The organism is Streptomyces sp. NPDC037288 (assembly GCF_055603265.1).
Genome location: NZ_JBVJVY010000019.1, coordinates 138,271 through 154,953 on the forward strand (window position 1 = coordinate 138,271; position 16,683 = coordinate 154,953).

Annotated in this window: 14 protein-coding genes; 7 read left to right on the forward strand and 7 right to left on the reverse strand. The window is 72.6% G+C overall.

Features of this window, described 5'->3' with window-relative positions; translation table 11 throughout:
* Nucleotides 1-8 precede the first annotated feature (8 nt).
* Together purU and ACZ7GZ_RS22245 are read right to left on the reverse strand one after the other, a co-directional pair.
* Nucleotides 9-890 carry a formyltetrahydrofolate deformylase gene (gene purU, locus ACZ7GZ_RS22240; RefSeq protein ID WP_471026675.1) on the reverse strand — a complete coding sequence of 294 codons (882 nt, stop codon included), beginning with the start codon at nucleotides 888-890 and terminating at the stop codon, nucleotides 9-11.
* A 112-nt stretch (nucleotides 891-1,002) separates the two neighbouring features.
* On the reverse strand, nucleotides 1,003-1,503 hold the full coding sequence (locus tag ACZ7GZ_RS22245) for an SCO4402 family protein (protein ID WP_471026676.1): 501 nt from the start codon (nucleotides 1,501-1,503) through the stop codon (nucleotides 1,003-1,005).
* A gap of 117 nt (nucleotides 1,504-1,620) precedes the next feature.
* Between ACZ7GZ_RS22245 and ACZ7GZ_RS22250 the strand changes: the two genes are divergently transcribed.
* Complete coding sequence (locus ACZ7GZ_RS22250; RefSeq protein ID WP_471026677.1) at nucleotides 1,621-2,946, forward strand: ABC transporter substrate-binding protein; 1,326 nt, start codon at nucleotides 1,621-1,623, stop codon at nucleotides 2,944-2,946.
* 52 nt (nucleotides 2,947-2,998) lie between these two features.
* Here ACZ7GZ_RS22250 and ACZ7GZ_RS22255 read toward each other — a convergent pair whose 3' ends face one another.
* Together ACZ7GZ_RS22255 and ACZ7GZ_RS22260 are read right to left on the reverse strand one after the other, a co-directional pair.
* The gene (locus ACZ7GZ_RS22255; RefSeq protein WP_471026679.1) at nucleotides 2,999-4,651 is read right to left on the reverse strand and encodes a hypothetical protein; all 1,653 of its coding nucleotides are present in this window, start codon (nucleotides 4,649-4,651) and stop codon (nucleotides 2,999-3,001) included.
* 211 nt (nucleotides 4,652-4,862) lie between these two features.
* A complete protein-coding gene (locus tag ACZ7GZ_RS22260; protein ID WP_471026681.1) occupies nucleotides 4,863-6,248 on the reverse strand; it encodes a transcriptional regulator in 1,386 nt (461 codons plus the stop codon).
* Between the two features lie 264 nt (nucleotides 6,249-6,512).
* On the opposite strand from ACZ7GZ_RS22260, the gene ACZ7GZ_RS22265 reads away from it, so the two are divergent.
* The 3 genes from ACZ7GZ_RS22265 to ACZ7GZ_RS22275 are packed head-to-tail and all read left to right on the forward strand — an operon-like array spanning nucleotide 6,513 to nucleotide 9,592.
* A complete protein-coding gene (locus ACZ7GZ_RS22265; RefSeq protein ID WP_471026683.1) occupies nucleotides 6,513-7,178 on the forward strand; it encodes a bifunctional DNA primase/polymerase in 666 nt (221 codons plus the stop codon).
* Nucleotides 7,179-7,232: 54 nt separating this feature from the next.
* Nucleotides 7,233-8,009, forward strand: coding sequence for an ABC transporter ATP-binding protein (locus ACZ7GZ_RS22270; protein WP_471026686.1), 777 nt, complete (start codon nucleotides 7,233-7,235; stop codon nucleotides 8,007-8,009).
* Nucleotides 8,006-9,592 (forward strand): transporter, encoded by a 1,587-nt coding sequence (locus ACZ7GZ_RS22275; protein ID WP_471026689.1) that lies wholly within the window; start codon nucleotides 8,006-8,008, stop codon nucleotides 9,590-9,592. Before ACZ7GZ_RS22270 ends, ACZ7GZ_RS22275 begins: the two co-directional genes overlap by 4 nt.
* 94 nt (nucleotides 9,593-9,686) lie before the next feature.
* Here the strand turns inward: ACZ7GZ_RS22275 and ACZ7GZ_RS22280 are convergent, their stop codons facing one another.
* Nucleotides 9,687-10,574, reverse strand: coding sequence for an alpha/beta fold hydrolase (locus ACZ7GZ_RS22280; protein ID WP_471026691.1), 888 nt, complete (start codon nucleotides 10,572-10,574; stop codon nucleotides 9,687-9,689).
* Nucleotides 10,575-10,888: 314 nt separating this feature from the next.
* Nucleotides 10,889-11,581, reverse strand: a complete 693-nt coding sequence (locus tag ACZ7GZ_RS22285) for a metal-dependent transcriptional regulator (RefSeq protein WP_471026694.1) — start codon at nucleotides 11,579-11,581, stop codon at nucleotides 10,889-10,891.
* A gap of 281 nt (nucleotides 11,582-11,862) precedes the next feature.
* Between ACZ7GZ_RS22285 and ACZ7GZ_RS22290 the strand changes: the two genes are divergently transcribed.
* Both ACZ7GZ_RS22290 and ACZ7GZ_RS22295 read left to right on the forward strand, forming a co-directional pair.
* Nucleotides 11,863-12,618, forward strand: coding sequence for an SIS domain-containing protein (locus ACZ7GZ_RS22290; protein WP_471026695.1), 756 nt, complete (start codon nucleotides 11,863-11,865; stop codon nucleotides 12,616-12,618).
* A gap of 450 nt (nucleotides 12,619-13,068) precedes the next feature.
* Entirely contained in the window at nucleotides 13,069-14,457 is a 1,389-nt protein-coding gene (locus ACZ7GZ_RS22295) for a PAS domain-containing protein (RefSeq protein WP_471026696.1), read from the forward strand.
* 49 nt (nucleotides 14,458-14,506) lie between these two features.
* Here the strand turns inward: ACZ7GZ_RS22295 and pdxH are convergent, their stop codons facing one another.
* On the reverse strand, nucleotides 14,507-15,193 hold the full coding sequence (gene pdxH, locus ACZ7GZ_RS22300) for a pyridoxamine 5'-phosphate oxidase (RefSeq protein WP_471026699.1): 687 nt from the start codon (nucleotides 15,191-15,193) through the stop codon (nucleotides 14,507-14,509).
* Between the two features lie 193 nt (nucleotides 15,194-15,386).
* Between pdxH and ACZ7GZ_RS22305 the strand changes: the two genes are divergently transcribed.
* The gene (locus ACZ7GZ_RS22305; RefSeq protein WP_471026700.1) at nucleotides 15,387-16,487 is read left to right on the forward strand and encodes a citrate synthase 2; all 1,101 of its coding nucleotides are present in this window, start codon (nucleotides 15,387-15,389) and stop codon (nucleotides 16,485-16,487) included.
* Nucleotides 16,488-16,683: the final 196 nt, after the last annotated feature.

Consider the following 16,683-nt stretch of genomic DNA (forward strand, 5'->3'; position numbering starts at 1 on the left):
CCGGGCTCTCAGGCGAACACCACCGTACGGCGCCCGTTGAGCAGGATCCTCCGCTCCGCATGCCACTTCACGGCCCGCGCCAGCGCCTGGCACTCCACGTCCCGCCCGATCGCGACCAGCTGATCCGGTGTGACGTCATGCCCCACCCGCTCGACCTCCTGCTCGATGATCGGCCCCTCGTCCAGGTCGGCGGTCACATAGTGCGCGGTCGCCCCGATGAGCTTGACGCCCCTGGCGTGCGCCTGGTGGTACGGCTTCGCACCCTTGAAGCTCGGCAGGAAGGAGTGGTGGATGTTGATGATCCGGCCGCTGAGCTGCTTGCACAGGTCGTCCGAGAGGACCTGCATGTAGCGGGCCAGGACGACCAGTTCGACACCCTGCTCGCGCACGATGTCCAGCAGCTTCGCCTCGGCCTCCGCCTTGGTGTCCTTCGTCACCGCGATGTGGTGGAAGGGAATGTTGTACGACCCCACCAGCTCTTCGAAATCGGTGTGGTTGGAGACCACGCCCACGATCTCCACCGGCAGCGCACCGATCCGGGCCCGGAACAGCAGGTCGTTCAGGCAGTGCCCGAACTTGCTGACCATCAGCAGGATGCGCATCTTCGCGTCGGCCCGGTTGATCTGCCAGTCCATGTGGAAGGAGTCACCGATCGCCGCGAAACTCGCCCGCAGCTTCTCCACCGTCACCGGCGCCTCCGCCGAGAAGTGGACGCGCATGAAGAACAGACCCGTGTCGCGGTCGCCGAACTGCTGGCTGTCCTCGATGTTGCAGCCGGTCATGAACAGATAGCTCGACACGGCGTGCACGATGCCCTGCTTGTCCGGGCAGGAGAGGGTGAGGACGTACTGGTCGGCCGGTGCGGCGACGGACGCGGACTGCTCATTCATGCCCTACAGGTTCTCACGTCGGCCGCCCGCCGTGGGCAGTCGTCCCGCAGGGCGGGACGCGCGGGCACGGCCCCCGGCGCCGGGCGCCGGCCCGGGGAAGCCCGGCCCCTGCCTACGCGGACCTCGTCATGATCCGCAGCACCTCGAGGCTCCGGGGAGGCGTGTCGGGTTCGTCCCCGTCACTCGCCGCGAGGAGCAGGTGCGCGTCCCGCGCCGCCCGCACCGCCTCCGGCCACCCCTGGTGGTCGAGATAGGCGGCGACCGGGGCGTCCGGCCCGACCTGGTGCATGATCCGCAGCACCCGCAGCACGGCGGTGTCGACGAGCGCCGCCTCCTGCGAGTCCCGGAATATCGTGCCGACGTACTTCTCCGCGGACCAGTTGTCCAGCCAGGTGTCCTCCACCAGCCGGTAGACGGCGTCGGTGACGTCGCCGTACCCGTCCACGCCGGCCAGCCAGACGTCGCGCTGGAACACCGGGTCGGAGAGCATGTGCAGCGCCGAGCGCACATTGCTGCGCCAGCGCCACCACGGCATGTCGCTTAGGGGCATGCCGCCCATGGTGGAGGAGCGACGGCCGCGACGGGAAGAGTTCTCCGAACCTTGCACGGTCATCGATCGTACGTTCCCCGTCACACCGGCCCCACCACCCCCTGTAATTCACCTCGATGTCACCCTTCGTTGACTTCGGGTCACTCTGTGGTTAGCGGTGTGAGGGAATCGTGCGTGTACATGACCGGCAGGCGACGCACCGTTAGTTCGTTCCTCCCCTCGGCCTTCCGCCCCGGCAGAGCCACCGCGCTGTCCGCCGGCGCGATGGCTCTCTGTGCGTCGCTCACCGCCGGGTGCGGGGTCGTCCCCGGCGTCACGGGGGGCGTCGGGGACGACCCGGTCAAGGTCATGACCTGGGCCCCGCAGGACACCGACGCCACCAACAAGCCGGGCATGCCCGCGATGGCCCTCGCCTACGCCCGGTGGATCAACGCGCGCGGCGGCATCAACGGCCACAAGCTCCAGGTCCTGACCTGCAACGACCACAACGACAGCGTGGGCGCCGCCAAGTGCGCCCGGCGCGCGGCCCACGAGAACGTGGTCGCGGTCGTCGGCTCCTACAGCCAGTTCGGCGACTCCTACCTCGCCCCGCTGGAAGGCGCCGGCATCCCCTACATCGGCGGCTACGGCGTCACCAACGACGAGTTCACCGGCCAGATGTCGTACCCGGTCAACGGCGGCCAGCCCGCCCTGCTCGCCGGACTCGGCAGGGCCCTCGCTGATATCTGTGGCAACGTCGCCCTGGTCCGCCCGGACAGCATCGCCGGCGACGAGCTGCCGGTGCTGCTCGACTCCGGCCTGAAGGAGGGCCGGCACGCGAACGCGGGCGACCACCTCGCCGCCGAGGACGCCACCGAGTACGGCGACCAGGCCGACCAGGCGCTGCGCTACGCCACCAAGGACGTACTGAAGAAGGGCTGTGTGGTGCCCGCGCTCGGCGACCGCACCGACACCTTCATGGACTCCTTCCGGCGGGCCCGCGAGAACTACTCCCGGGTACGGCTCGGGACCGTGCTCGGCAGCGTGGACCAGACCGTGATCAACGCCACGGGCGGTGCGTCGGGGCCGTACGAGGGGGCGTACATCACCGGCTGGTATCCGCCGGCGTCCGACGCCCGGTGGGACCCGATGAAGAAGGTGATCAACGAGGAGGCCTTCGGCGACAACCGCATCGACCCCGCGGACGCCGGAGTGCAGACCACCTGGATCGCCTACACCGTGCTGAAGGCCGTCCTGGAGAAGATCGGCGCCGGCGAGATGAGTTCCGACAGCGTGCGGCGCACCCTCAACGACGGCCTGCAGGTCTCCACCGGCGGCCTCACCCCGCCCCTGCGCTGGCCCTACGAGGGCAAGCTCGCCGCGGTCGGCTTCCCGCGGCTGGTCAACGCCGACGTCACCCTCGAGGTGGTGCAGGACGGCAGCCTGGTCGCGGCCCGCAAGGGCATCGGCGGCCGGGGCGGGATCACCGACATGACGAAGACACTGGAGAACGCCGACGTGCAGTGACGCCCGCCGGCGCGTCCCTCAGGGCCGGGTCACAGCCCGGCTCACAGCCCGGTCACAGCTGGGTGGGCTGGCGCTGGGTCAGGCCGTACTTGCGCGCGATCGCGTTCCACAGCGCCGCCGCCTTCACCTTCTGCGCGCTGGCGGTGCCGCTCGCCCGGTTGCCGGCCCGGGTCTCGTCCGTGACGCGGGCGTGGCCCTTGCGGCAGACCTTGTGTCCCTTGGCCTGACCGGCCCAGGCCGCGTAGTGGTTGTCGGCCGCGGCGGACGCCTGCCAGGCCTTGGTCAGCGCGGCCGTCAGGTCGCCGTTGGCCGGCAGCTTGTCGACGCTCAGCTTGCCGAGCCGGGTGACCAGCCCGCTGCGCTGCCCGGCCGCGGCGCGCAGGTCGGAGGCGGCCTGGTCGAGGTTGTCGCAGTTCTTGACGTCGGCCACCGCCTTGATCACCGAGGCGCGGCTGCCGCCGCTGTCGGCGAGCAGCTTGTCCAGCTCGACCGCCTGCTGGCGGGCCGGGTCGGCGGCGGGCGCGGAGGAGCCCTGGCCGGGGGCCGGGGAGGCGGCGGCGACCGTCTTGCCGTCGTTGCCCTGGTCCTTGTCGCCACCGCCGCTGAGCAGCACGCCGGCGCCCACGCCGATGACGACGATGCCGACACCGACGGCGGCGATCAGCGGCACCCGCGACCGGCCGCGGGGCCGGTCGTCGTCGTAGCCGGAGTCGTACGACGGCTGGGAGGCGCCGTACGGGGGCTGCTGCGAGCCGTACGACGGCTGCGCCGGGCCGGGGCGGGCGTCCGGCCGCTGGACACGCGGCAACTGCTGGGTGGACCCGGCCGGGCCGTCACCGCCCGCCGGGCCGCCGCGGAAGAGGTTGTCGAACTCGGCGGGCGGCTGCCGGTCCATGCCCTGCGCCTGCGCGGCGTACGGCGGGATGTACTGGGTGGCCTCCGAGTCGGACGGCGCGGGCGCCGGCGCCTGCTGCCGGGGGACCTGGCCCAGGTAGCGCGTCTCCTCGCCGGCCGACTCGGGCGGCAGCGCGCCTGGGGCCACCGGCGGGATGTACTGGGTGGCGCCCTCGTCCGCCGCGGCCGGCACCGGCGGCAGGTACTGGGTGGCGCCCTCGGCGGGGGCCGCCGGTACGGGAGGTATGTACTGCGTCGCGCCCTCGTCGCCGGGGCCGGCCTGGACCGGCGGGATGTACTGGGTGGCGCCGTCGGCCGTCGGGGGCAGCGGGGCACCGGCGGCCGGATAGGCGTCCGGCACGGCCGGCGGAAGCGGCGCGGCGGCGGCCGGCGGCTGCTGGTTCTGGTGCTGCTGGTTCTGGTGCTGCTGGTTCTGGTGCTGCTGGTACGGCGCCGGGGTGCCGTACCCGGGCTGCTGGCCGGCGCCGGGGTGGTCGTACGACGGCGCCGGGCCGCCGTACGACGGGGCCGGGGCACCCTCCGGGGGCAGCGGGCCGGGGTTCCCGGCGGGGAGCTGCTGGTCCGGGGCGTGCCACTGCTGGGCCGCCGCCGGGGGCCAGCCCTGCCCCTGCTGGGGCGTCTGCTGTCCGGGCCCCCAGGAGCCGCCCCAGGCCTGACCGCCGGCCGGGGCGGCGGGGGCGGGCGCGCCGGTCATGCCGGGCAGCAAGGGCTCGCCTCCGTCGGAGGGCAGCACGATGCCTTCGCGCGCGGGCTGCGCCGAGGGCTCCTCGCCCCGTCCACTCTGCGTCACCGGGACTCCTACCAATGGGGGACCTTGTGAATCGGGCTCACGCTACCGGGTCCCCCGAGCCGGGTGCCACGCAGCTCAGGGCGCGATCTTCTTCCCTGTGACAGCGGTAACAAAACCGCCCCGCGGTGCGCTGTACAAGGCACGTCATACGGCACTGCGCACGCCGCCGGGTGCCGTTCGCCGTGCGTTCACGCGACCGCGGGGCCGGTGTTCACGCTGCCTGCTGGAGATCGAGGCGCGCCCCGAACTCCCGTACCACCGCCTCCTCCCGGAAGGGTTCCAGGCGCTGCTGCAGATCCTCCAGATACTCCGCGCCCCGGTTGGAGCGCAGCGACTCCAGCAGCTCCACCGCCTTCAGGCCCGTGCTGCAGGCCTGTTCGATCTCACGCTGCTGCACCTGGGCCGTGGCCAGCAGCACATGACCGATGGCACGCCGGCGGACCCGGGTCTCGGGATGCCCGGCCAGCGACTGCTCGGCGTACCGGGCCGCCTGCTCGGCCTGCCCGAGGTCGCGGTGGCAGTGCGCCAGCTCGTCGGCCAGATACGCCTCGTCGAAGTGCCGGATCCACACCGGGTCGTCGGCACAGGAGTCGTCGGCCTGCTCCATGGCCGTCAGCGCCCGCCCGGTGGACGCCTGCGCCGCGCGGGCGTCACCGAGCAGGGCGTGCCCGCGCGCCTCGGCCGCGTGGAACATCGCCTCCACGCGCGGGGTCACGTGCCCCCGCGCCCCCTCCTGCGCGGCCCGCGCCAGCTGGGAGATCTCGCGCGGGTTCCCGAGCTGCGCGGCGAGGTGGCTCATCGACGCGGCCAGGACGTAACCGCCGTACCCGCGGTCCCCGGCGGCCTGCGCGAGCCGCAGCGACTGGATGTAGTACCGCTGGGCCAGCCCCGGCTGCCCGGTGTCCACCGCCATATAGCCCGCCAGCTCGGTCAGCCGGGACACGGCCGCGAACAGGTCCCGCCCGACCGTCTCGCGGTACGAGCCCGCGAGCAGTCCGGAGACGACGCTGTTGAGGTAGTGCACGACGACCGGGCGGACATGCCCGCTGCCGTACTGGTGGTCGAGATCGGTCAGCGCCTGTGTCATGGACCGTACGGCCGCCACGTCGGCCTGCCCCACCCGCGGGCCGGCCTGCCGGGCCACCTGGGCGTCCGGCGCCGAGATCAGCCAGTCGCGGCTGGGCTCGACCAGCGCGGAGGCGGCGACGGAGGAACCGGACAGGAAGTCCCGGCGCCCCACGTCGCTGCGCCACAGCTCGCAGACCTGCTCGATGGCCCCCAGTACCGTCGGCGAGAACTGGAGACCGACTCCCGAGGCGAGGTTCTTGCCGTTGGCCATGCCGATCTCGTCGATCGTGACCGTACGGCCGAGCTTGCGCCCGAGCGCCTCGGCGATGATCGCCGGGGCCCGGCCCCGCGGCTGCTGGCCGCGCAGCCAGCGGGCCACGGACGTCTTGTCGTAGCGCAGGTCGAGGCCGTGCTCGGCACCGCACATGTTCACCCGCCGGGCCAGCCCGGCGTTCGAGCACCCCGCTTCCTGGATGAGCGCCTGCAGCCGTTCGTTCGGCTGCCTCGCCACGAGAGGCCTTGCGGCCATGTACTACCCCCTGCGTTGCGATCCCCTGGGCGTGACCTGTTCCGCAAAGATCACTGCCCAGCTGACATACCGTCAATGCGCGACATGTGCGGTTTGCCGGGGTAACGACGGCTGCCAACCCCCTCCCTGGCTACCCAGCTCACGCCGTGCTTCCTCCCGCGCGCCCCCACCCGTGCACCCATGCGCCCCGACTGCGGAGCCGATGCTCCGCCCCCGCGCGCACCGCAGCCGTAACTCCAGGTGGGCGCGGGAGTTGAGAGGGGCGTGGAAGAGACGATCGCGGGCGCCCAGAACACTCAGATTGCCGGTCAGATTCCGCAGCAACGCGGGGAGTCGCTGCTGGAAGCCGCCGTACGCTACGCCGAGGAACGGCACTGGGACGTGTTCCCGGGCACCTGGCTGGAAGCGGTCGCCGGCCAGCAGCGCTGCTCGTGCAGCGACGCCTCCTGCCCTGCGCCGGGTGCGCACCCCGCGCGCCCCGACTGGGCGACCCAGGCGACCGGCAGCGCGACCGTCGCCCGCCGGATGTGGCAGAGGCAGCCGACGGCGTCGATCCTGCTGCCGACGGGGCGGACGTTCGACGCGCTGTCCGTCCCGGAGAGCGCGGGGTTCCTGGCTCTCGCCCGTATGGAGCGGATGGAGTTGACCCTGGGACCGGTCACCCTGAGCCCGGACCGGCGGATGAACTTCTTCGTGCTGCCGGGAGCGTCGGCGAAGGTGCCGGATCTGGTGCGGAAGTTGGGGTGGTCGCTTCCGTCCCTGGATCTGGTCGCCCTCGGCGAGGGGGCCTATGTGGCTGCGCCCCCCACCCGGTTCGGGTCCCGGGGGGCTGTGCAGTGGGCTTGCCGGCCCACGCCGGCGAACCGGTGGTTGCCGGATGCGGAGGAGTTGATCTCCCCGCTTGCCTATGCGTGCGGCCGGGACCGGTAACGTCCGCGGTTCCCAGCGTCCCTGAGACCGGCGTCACCGCCGTAGCCTTCTTGCATGACCGGAGTTGCGGTGCGCGTGCGGGGGCTGTGGAAGCGGTTCGGGCAGCAAGTCGCTGTCGGCGGGATCGATCTGGAGCTGCCCGCTGGGAAGTTCATCGGTCTGGTCGGGCCGAACGGGGCCGGTAAGACCACCACTCTCTCCATGGTCACCGGGTTGCTGCGGCCCGATGCCGGGTCCGTGGAGGTCGTCGGGCACGACGTGTGGCGGGATCCGGTGGCCGTCAAAGCGAGGATCGGCGTCCTCCCCGAAGGACTACGGCTGTTCGAGCGGTTGTCGGGTCGGGAGTTGCTCGGTTACACGGGGCGGCTGCGCGGGATGCCGGGGGTTGAGGTCGACAAGCGGGCCACCCAGCTGCTGGACGTCCTCGACCTGGCCGGCGCCCAGCACAAGCTCGTCGTCGACTACTCGACCGGCATGCGCAAGAAGACCGGACTCGCCGCCGCCCTCCTGCACAATCCCGACGTGCTCTTCCTCGACGAGCCGTTCGAGGGCGTCGACCCGGTGTCCGCGCAGACCATCCGGGGCGTCCTCGAGCGGTACACGGCCTCCGGAGCCACCGTCGTCTTCTCCTCGCACGTCATGGAGCTGGTCGAGTCGCTGTGCGACTGGGTGGCGGTGATGGCGGCCGGACGGATCCGCGCGACCGGCCCGCTGGCCGAGGTGCGCGGCACGCATCCGACGCTCCAGGGGGCGTTCCTGGAGCTGGTCGGGGCGAGCGGCCGGGACACCGGATCCGATCTGGACTGGCTGGGCGGCGGGGCGGCCCGATGACGAGCCTCACCTCCACCCTCGTACGGCCGAAGCTGTCGCTGCTGCGGGGCGGGCTGCGGCAGTCCGGGGTCCGGCGGGCCGCGTTCGTCGCCTCGGCGGTCGTCGCGGTCCTGTTCGCGCTGCTGCAACTGCTGGGACTGCTCGCCCTGCGCGGCCACCCGCACGCCGACGCCGTCGCCGTACCGGGTACGGCCGTCCTGGCGCTGGGCTGGGCGGTGCTGCCGCTGTTCTTCCCGACCGGCGACGAGACGCTGGACCCGACCCGGCTGGTGATGCTTCCGCTGCGCCCTGGGCCGCTGGTCCGGGCGCTGCTCGCGGCCTCCCTGGTCGGCACCGGCCCGCTGTTCACCCTGCTGGTACTCGCGGGCTGCGCGCTGTCCCTGGCGCACGGCGTGGCGGGCCTTCTGTGCGCCGTCGTCGCCGTCGGCCTCGCCCTGCTGGTCTGCGTGGCACTGGCCAGGGCCGTCGCCACCGCCAACGTACGGCTGCTGACCAGCAGGAAGGGCCGCGATCTGGCCGTACTGAGCGGGCTGGTGATCGCGATCGGGGCACAGCTGGTCAACTTCGGCGCCCAGCACCTGCGTTCGGCCGGGCTACGCCCCCTGCAACCGGTCGTGGACGTGCTGTCCTGGGTGCCGCCCGCGTCGGCGGTGGCGGCGGTGCGCGCGGCGAGCGAGGGCTCGTACGGTGTCGCGCTCGCCCGACTCGCCGTTGCGGCAGCCGGGTTGGCGGTACTGATCGCCGGGTGGGCGCGGAGCCTCACCCGGCTGATGATCGCCTCCGACGCGTCCACGCTGCAGCCGGCCGATGCCGGGGGCAGCCGCCGCTCGGCCGCCGGACTCGGCCGGCTGCTGCCGCAGGGCCGCACGGGTACGGTCATGGAACGCAGCCTGCGCTATCTCTGGCGGGATCCGAAGACCAAGGCCGCCTGGGTCACCGCGCTGGCGATCGGGCTGATCGTGCCGGTGTTCAACGCCGTGCAGGGCACCGGATCGGTCTACTTCGCGTGCTTCGCGGCCGGGATGCCGGGCATCCAGATGTACAACCAGTTCGGGCAGGACACCTCCGCGTTCTGGATGGTCGCCACGACCATCTCCTCGCCCCGGGACGCCTACGCCGAGCTGCGCGGCCGTGCCCTCGCCCTGCTGCTGGTCACCCTGCCGTACGCGGCGCTCGTGACGGTGCTGACGACAGGGCTGCTGGGCGCCTGGACGCTACTGCCGGAGGTCCTGGGCCTGTCCTTCGCGCTGCTCGGGGCGATGCTCGCGACCGGCGCCTGGACCTCGGCCCGCTTCCCGTACTCCATCCCCCAGGAGGGCCACAGGAACGTCGCCCCGGGCCAGGCGGGCCTCGCCTGGATCTCCGTCTTCGGCGGCATGGCCGCGGCGGCCCTGGTGTGCTCCCCCGTCATCGCCCTCACGATCTGGCTGCACGCGAGCGCGGGCGGGGAGGGGTGGAGGTGGCTGCTGCTGCCCGCGGGAGCGGCGTACGGCGCGGGGACGGCCCTCATGGGCCTGCGCCTGGCGGCTCCGAGAACGGCAGCACGACTGCCGGAGATCCTCACGGCTGTGAGCAAGGGGTAGGCAGTCCGGCCCAACGGGCACGGGGAGCCGCGCGAGAACCCACCGCGCACCCGCGCTCGCCGACGCGCCGGACCCGGCGGACGAAACCGCGCGCTCAGTCCCCGAGCACCCGGTCAAGAAACGGCTGGACAGCATCCCGCCAAGCCCGCGGCATGTCGTAATGCGCAAGGTGCCCGGCGTCGGAAACCTCCGCGTACTGCCCGGCTGGCAGCACCCGCACCATCTCCTGCGCCTCCGCCCGCCCCAGCTCCCCGTCCACCCCCCGCACCACCAGCGTCGGGCACCGCACCTGCGCCAGTTCCTCCCAGTGCGCGTCGTACACCCAGCTCTCCCGGGTCCGCAGCATCTGCCCCGGATCGAACACGGGGCGCCAGCCGTCGGCGGACTCGTGCATGACCTCGGCGTAGAAGGCGCCGCGGGCGGGGCTCGGCCGCTCCACCCACGGATCGTCCTCACCGAACCACTTGCGCACGTCGGCGAGCGTGGCGAAGGGCACGGGCCAGGCCCGGAACCAGTCCGCCCACTCCCGCTGCGAGGCGGCCCCCAACGCGGAGGCCCGCATGTCGCAGATGATCAGACCCCCGACCAGATCCGGGCGCTTCGCGGCGAGCTGCCAGGCGGTCAGCGCGCCCATGGCGTGGCCGATGAGGAGAGCGGGGGCGAGGCCGAGCTGTTCGATCGCGGCCTCGGCGTCCTCGACATAGGCCTCGCGGGTGTAGGCCGCCTGCGGGGGCTTCTCGCTCTGGCCGTGACCGCGCTGGTCGAGGGCGACGGCGCGGTGGCGGGCGGCGAGCCAGCGGGCGGTCGAGGCCCAGTGGGAGGCCCGGCCCATCAGGCCGTGAAGTAACAGCACGCCCGGACCGCCGGGCTCGGGATCCGGCCGGCCGTCCGCCCGGTCGAGTCCCGTCTTGGGAGGGTCGGCGAACTCCCAGGCGGCCAGGCGCACACCGCCCGCTCCCGTCACGTCCATGCGCCGCGCCATGGGCCTGGCACCCCCCAGCTCCGCCTGCCTCGTACCGGTGTACTGCCGTACTCGTACTCGCTGCTGTCGCTGTCGTACTGCCGCCGCAGACTATCGAATGCGCATTCGAAAGATCTGCCTCTGCGGACAACACCCCTCATTCGAGTGACACCCCTCGAGGAATGATCGCCGCCGCCCAGGGGATCTTTTCTGGCGGGAGGCGGACCGCTCGGGGACAAACGGTCCGAGGGGGATGACCCTGAGAGCTCGGGGCTCCGGGTCAGCACTGGGGAGGACAGGCCCCGGCGCCACAAGGCGCCGGGGCCTACCCCTGCTCAGCGCTTGGCGACGAACACATGCGAGGCGACGTCCGCCTCCAGTTCGGCCGCCTCGCCGCCGCTGCCCACCAGCACACCGCCGGCCGACTCCGTCACGCTCACCACGGAACCGGGCTGCACGCCCGCACGCCGCAGCGTGTACATCAGCTGCGCGTCCGTCTGGATCGGCTCGCCGATACGGCGGACGATGACCGTCTTGCCGTCCGTGCCCGGATCCAGGTCGGCCAGCGAGACCATGCTCTCGTCCAGGAACGGGTCGGCGCCGTCCTTCTCGCCCAGCTCCTCCAGGCCCGGGATCGGGTTGCCGTACGGCGACTCGGTCGGGTGCCGCAGCAGCTCCAGCACCCGCCGCTCGACGGCCTCGCTCATCACGTGCTCCCAGCGGCAGGCCTCGGCGTGCACCTGCTCCCACTCCAGGCCGATCACATCGACGAGGAGACACTCGGCCAGCCGGTGCTTGCGCATCACGCGCGTGGCGAGTCTCCTGCCCTCGTCGGTCAGCTCCAGATGACGGTCGCTGGCCACGGACACCAGGCCGTCGCGCTCCATCCGCGCGACCGTCTGGCTCACCGTCGGCCCGCTCTGGTCGAGCCGCTCCGCGATGCGGGCGCGCATGGGGACGACGCCTTCCTCTTCGAGTTCGAGGATGGTGCGGAGATACATCTCCGTGGTGTCGATCAGTCCGGACATACGTGCCCCTCGATTACCTCTGCCGGCAGCCCGGCGCGTGCGCTGGCCCTGGCACCAATTCTGCCGGATCCCACTGACATCCGGGGGCCGCGCCGAAAACGGGGGCCGCCGTCGGGGTACGGATCCGTTGCCGGGTGCGGGTCCGCGCCGGTTGCGCACGCGGTTCCCCGCGCTCCTCGGGGAGCTGGGGTGCCGCCGGCCCTGGCCACCGGCCGTATTGACACCGCACTGGTCCAGACCGCACGGTGATCCGCGACACAGACGCTGCGAAGGGGCACCGCATGAGCGACGGCACGCCTGCCGACCTGTTCTTCGACGCCGCCATCACCCTGCTGCAACGGGTCCGCGAGGAGGAGGCCGAGTCGATCACCGCGGCCGCCGCCCTCCTCGCCGACACCGTCGCCGCCGGCGGCCGCCTGTTCGCCTTCGGCGCCGGCCACTCCTCGCTGGCCGCCCAGGACGTCGTCTACCGTGCCGGCGGCCTCGCCCTGATGAACCTGCTCGCCGTCCCCGGCGTCGTCGGCGTCGACGTCACCCCGGCCACCCTCGGCTCCGCCCTCGAACGCGTCGACGGCCTCGCGAGCGCCGTCCTCGACACCGCACCGATCCGCTCGGGCGACGCCCTCGTGGTCGTCTCCCTCTCCGGGCGGAACGCGCTGCCCGTGGAGATGGCCGCGGGCGCCCGCGCCCTCGGCGTGAAGGTCATCGGCGTCACCTCGGTCGCCTACGCCACGCAGACCACGTCCCGGCACGCCTCCGGCACCTTCCTCAAGGACCACTGCGACATCGTCCTGGACTCCAAGATCGCGGTCGGGGACGCGGAACTCACCCTCGACACCATTCCGGCGCCCTTCGCCCCCGCCTCCACGGTCGTCACCGCCGCCCTGATGCAGGCGCTCATGGCGACCACCGCCGCCACCCTCGCCGGCCGCGGCATCGAACCCCCGCTCCTGCGCTCCGGCAACGTCGACGGCGGCCACGAGTGGAACGGCCGCGTGATGCGGGAGTACGGCGACCGGATCTTCTACCGGCGCTGAGACCGGCCCCGTACGCCGGTGTGCGGGACCCGCACCACGCACCCGCACCACGCAGACGACCCGCGAGCTCGGGTCCTCCGCCTGTCGGCGGAGAAGCCGGCCGGACGTACCGGCGAGCTCGCGGGTCGGGTGGACTGCCTGGGATTGGGCCGGCTGCACGCCTGTCACGTGCTGGTCCGGCACCGCACTGGATGTGGTGGCGGACCGCTAGCCCGCAGCCACCTCACGCGTCCGGTTCTCATACATCTGCCGAACCACCTCCCTTCTCGTGTACCCCACACCTTAGGAAGCCGACGGGAGGCGCTCAACCTCTTTTTTGGTGCGCATTGATTCCCCCCAACTTGCGGGAACAGGATGTGGGCTGAGTCACGTTCCAGTTGAATGAAGCATGTAGGCCAGTGAGCGAATCGCGTGCCGTGGGCGCGCCGACGCAGCCTCCAGGGGGTCCAGGTGAGTGCTTCCCGGCGGAGTGGGACCACCGACGAGCTGGGGCCGGACGAGCCCGGTGAGTCCGGGGGCTCCGATCTGCTCGCCGCGCTGCTCGACGGCATGGACGCGGCACTGTGTGCCTTCGACGCGGACGGGGTCGTCACGCACTGGAACCGCGAGGCCGAGCGGATCCTCGGCTGGACGGCCGCCGAGGCGGTCGGGCGGCACGGGTTCGCCGGGTGGGCGGTGCGCCGTGCCGACGCCGAGGAGGTGCAGGCCCGGCTGATGTCGGCGATGCACGCGCCCGGGCGGCAGGTGCATGAGTTCGCGCTGGTCACGAAGGACGGCGGACGGGTGCTCGTACGCACGCAGTCCGCCGCCGTGCGCGGGCCCGAGGGGAAGCCGGCCGGGGTGTACTGCGCGTTCAGCGAGGTGCACGCGCAGATCGATCTGGAGCGGTCGATCGCGCTGAGCGAGGCGCTGTTCGAGGACGCGGCGTGGGGGGTCGTGCTGATCGACGCCGATCTGCGGCCGGCCGTCGTCAACGCGCACGCGGCCCGTGCCCTCGGGATCGGGCGTACGTCCGCGCTGGGCAGGCCGCTCGGCGAGCTGCTCGCGCAGGGCGTGGAGGAACTGGAGGCGGCGCTCACCCATGTGCTGGCCGAGGGTGCGCCGCCCGCGCCCGCCGAGATGTGGGTGTCCGTGCGCACCCAGGAGAGCGGGAAGCGGCGCTGCTGGCGGAACGGGTTCGTGCGGCTGGCCTCGCCGCTCGCGGAGGAGCCGGTGCCGTTGGGTGTCGGCTGGCTGTTCCTGGACGTCACGGAGGCCAAGCAGGGTGAGCAGGAGGCGGCCCTGCTGCGGTTCCGTACGAACCAGTTGCACCGGGCCGCCCGTGCCGCCGCCGAGTGCGAGGATCCGGCCGAGGCGGCCGTCGTCCATCTGGACTTCGCCCTCGCGGGCTTCGCCGATCACGCGTTGATCGACCGTACGGCGCCTGCCCCGCGCCCGGAGGGCGAGGAGGCGGCCGTACGGCTGGTGCGGCTCGCCGCGACGCCCGCCGGGGCGCCGGGGCCGAGCCTGCTCACGGGCGCGGCCGGACTGCCCGTGCGGTACGAGGCGGGTCATCCGGCGCTGCAGTGCGTGGAGCGGGCCGGGGCCGTGCGTGCGGACGCCGGGTCGGTACCGGCGGAGCGGGCGCGGGAGTGGGCACTGGCCCGGCAGTGGCCGGGTGACGCGGTGCACGCCCTGTGCGTGGTGCTGCGCAGCCGGGGGCGGACGCTGGGCGTGGTGACCTTCCTGCGCGGCTCGGGCCGCAGCCGCTTCGAGCGGTCCGACACGGCCTACGCGGAGGACGTGGCGGTCCGTATCGCGGCGGCGCTGGACCTGGCGGAGGCGGTGCGGGAGGAGTAGGAGGCACTCGGGCGCTGAGGGGCTGAGGCCGCTCAGGGGCTGAGGCCGCTCAGGGGCTGAGGCGTTCCACCGTCCAGTGGCCGTCGGCCTGGAGGACGTACCGCAGCCGGTCGTGGAGGCGGTTTTCGCGGCCCTGCCAGAACTCGATGGTCTTCGGGGTGACGCGGTAGCCGCCCCAGTGCGGGGGGAGGGGGACCTGTTCGCCTTCGGGGTAGCGGGCCTCCAGGCCGGCGTAGGCGGTGTCCAGTTCGGTGCGGGAGGCGATCACCGAGGACTGGGCGCTGGCCCAGGCGCCCAGCTGGGAGCCGTGCGGACGGCTGCGGAAGTAGGCGGCGGTCTCGTCGCGGCCGGTGCGCTGGGCGGTGCCGGTGACGATGACCTGGCGGGCGAGCGGGTGCCAGGGGAAGAGCAGGCAGAGGTGCGGGTTCTCGGCGAGGTCGCGGGCCTTGCGGGAGTCGTAGTTGGTGTAGAAGACGAAGCCCTCGGTGTCGAACTGCTTCATCAGGACCGTGCGCGAGCTGGGCCGGCCCGCCGCGTCCGCCGTGGAGACGACCATCGCGTTGGGTTCGTAGACCGTGCCGTGCAGGGCCGCCCGGGCGGCGTCCTCGAACCAGCGGGCGAACTGGTCCATGGGGTGCGTGGCGAGGTCCTGTTCGGCGAGGCCCTCCGCCCGGTACTGCTTGCGCATGGCGGCGGGATCGATGACGGGGTCCAGGAGGGGTTCGCGGTCGGTCACGCGGTCATCTTGCCGTACGGGCGGTGCGTACCGTCCAGGCGCATCGAACGGGTGTGGCACTGAGTGTCGCGCGGGCTCCCCAAGTGTGACACTGGGGGTTATCGTGCTGGTTCCCTTGCGGTTTGGGTGACCACCGGCCGATCGGGGCATCACCGGGGTGACCGCCGCCGACCACTTCACGAGGAGCCGCCTGATGTCCGATTTCGTACCCGGACTCGAGGGAGTCGTCGCGTTCGAGACGGAGATCGCCGAACCGGACAAGGAGGGCGGCGCCCTGCGCTACCGGGGCGTCGACATCGAGGACCTGGTGGGGCACGTCTCGTTCGGGAACGTGTGGGGGCTGCTGGTCGACGGCGCCTTCAACCCGGGTCTGCCGCCCGCCGAGCCGTTCCCGATCCCGGTGCACTCCGGTGACATCCGGGTGGACGTGCAGTCGGCGCTCGCCATGCTGGCGCCGGTGTGGGGGCTGAAGCCGCTGCTCGACATCGACGAGCGGCAGGCGCGGGAGGATCTGGCGCGGGCCGCCGTCATGGCGCTGTCGTACGTCGCCCAGTCCGCGCGTGGGCAGACGCAGCCGATGGTGCCGCAGCGGGAGATCGACAAGGCGAAGTCGGTCGTGGAGCGGTTCATGATCCGCTGGCGGGGCGAGCCGGATCCCAAGCACGTCGCGGCCGTGGACGCGTACTGGACGTCCGCCGCGGAGCACGGCATGAACGCGTCGACGTTCACGGCGCGGGTCATCGCCTCCACCGGTGCCGACGTCGCCGCCGCGCTGTCGGGGGCGGTCGGGGCGATGTCCGGGCCGCTGCACGGCGGTGCGCCCTCGCGGGTGCTCGGGATGATCGAGGAGATCGAGCGGACGGGGGACGCGGAGGCGTACGTCAAAAAGGCCCTGGACCGGGGTGAGCGGCTGATGGGGTTCGGGCACCGGGTGTACCGGGCGGAGGATCCGCGGGCGCGGGTGCTGCGGCGTACGGCGCGGGAACTGGGTGCGCCGCGGTTCGAGGTCGCTGAGGCGTTGGAGAAGGCGGCGCTGGAGGAACTCCACAACCGGCGGCCTGACCGGGTGCTGGCCACCAACGTGGAGTTCTGGGCCGCGATCATGCTGGACTTCGCCGAGGTGCCGGCCCACATGTTCACGTCGATGTTCACGTGTGCGAGGACCGCCGGGTGGTCGGCGCACATCCTTGAGCAGAAGCGGACGGGGCGGCTGGTGCGGCCTTCCGCCCGGTATGTGGGGCCGGGGGCGCGTCGGCCGGAGGACATCGCCGGGTACGCGGACATCTCCCGCTGAAGGGGCGCATGAGGAGCGCGGGCGACTGCGGGTGCCTTGTGGCGTGCCGGGCCCACGCGGCGGGGGCGCACGGTGGGGTGGGCCCCCGTCCCCTCAAAAAAGACCCCCCCGGGCCCCCCCTTTCCCCCCCCGTTACCCAACCCCCCCCCAAGCACTCCCCCACCAAGCGGGGGGGTTTCCGCTTTGCCTTTGGGTT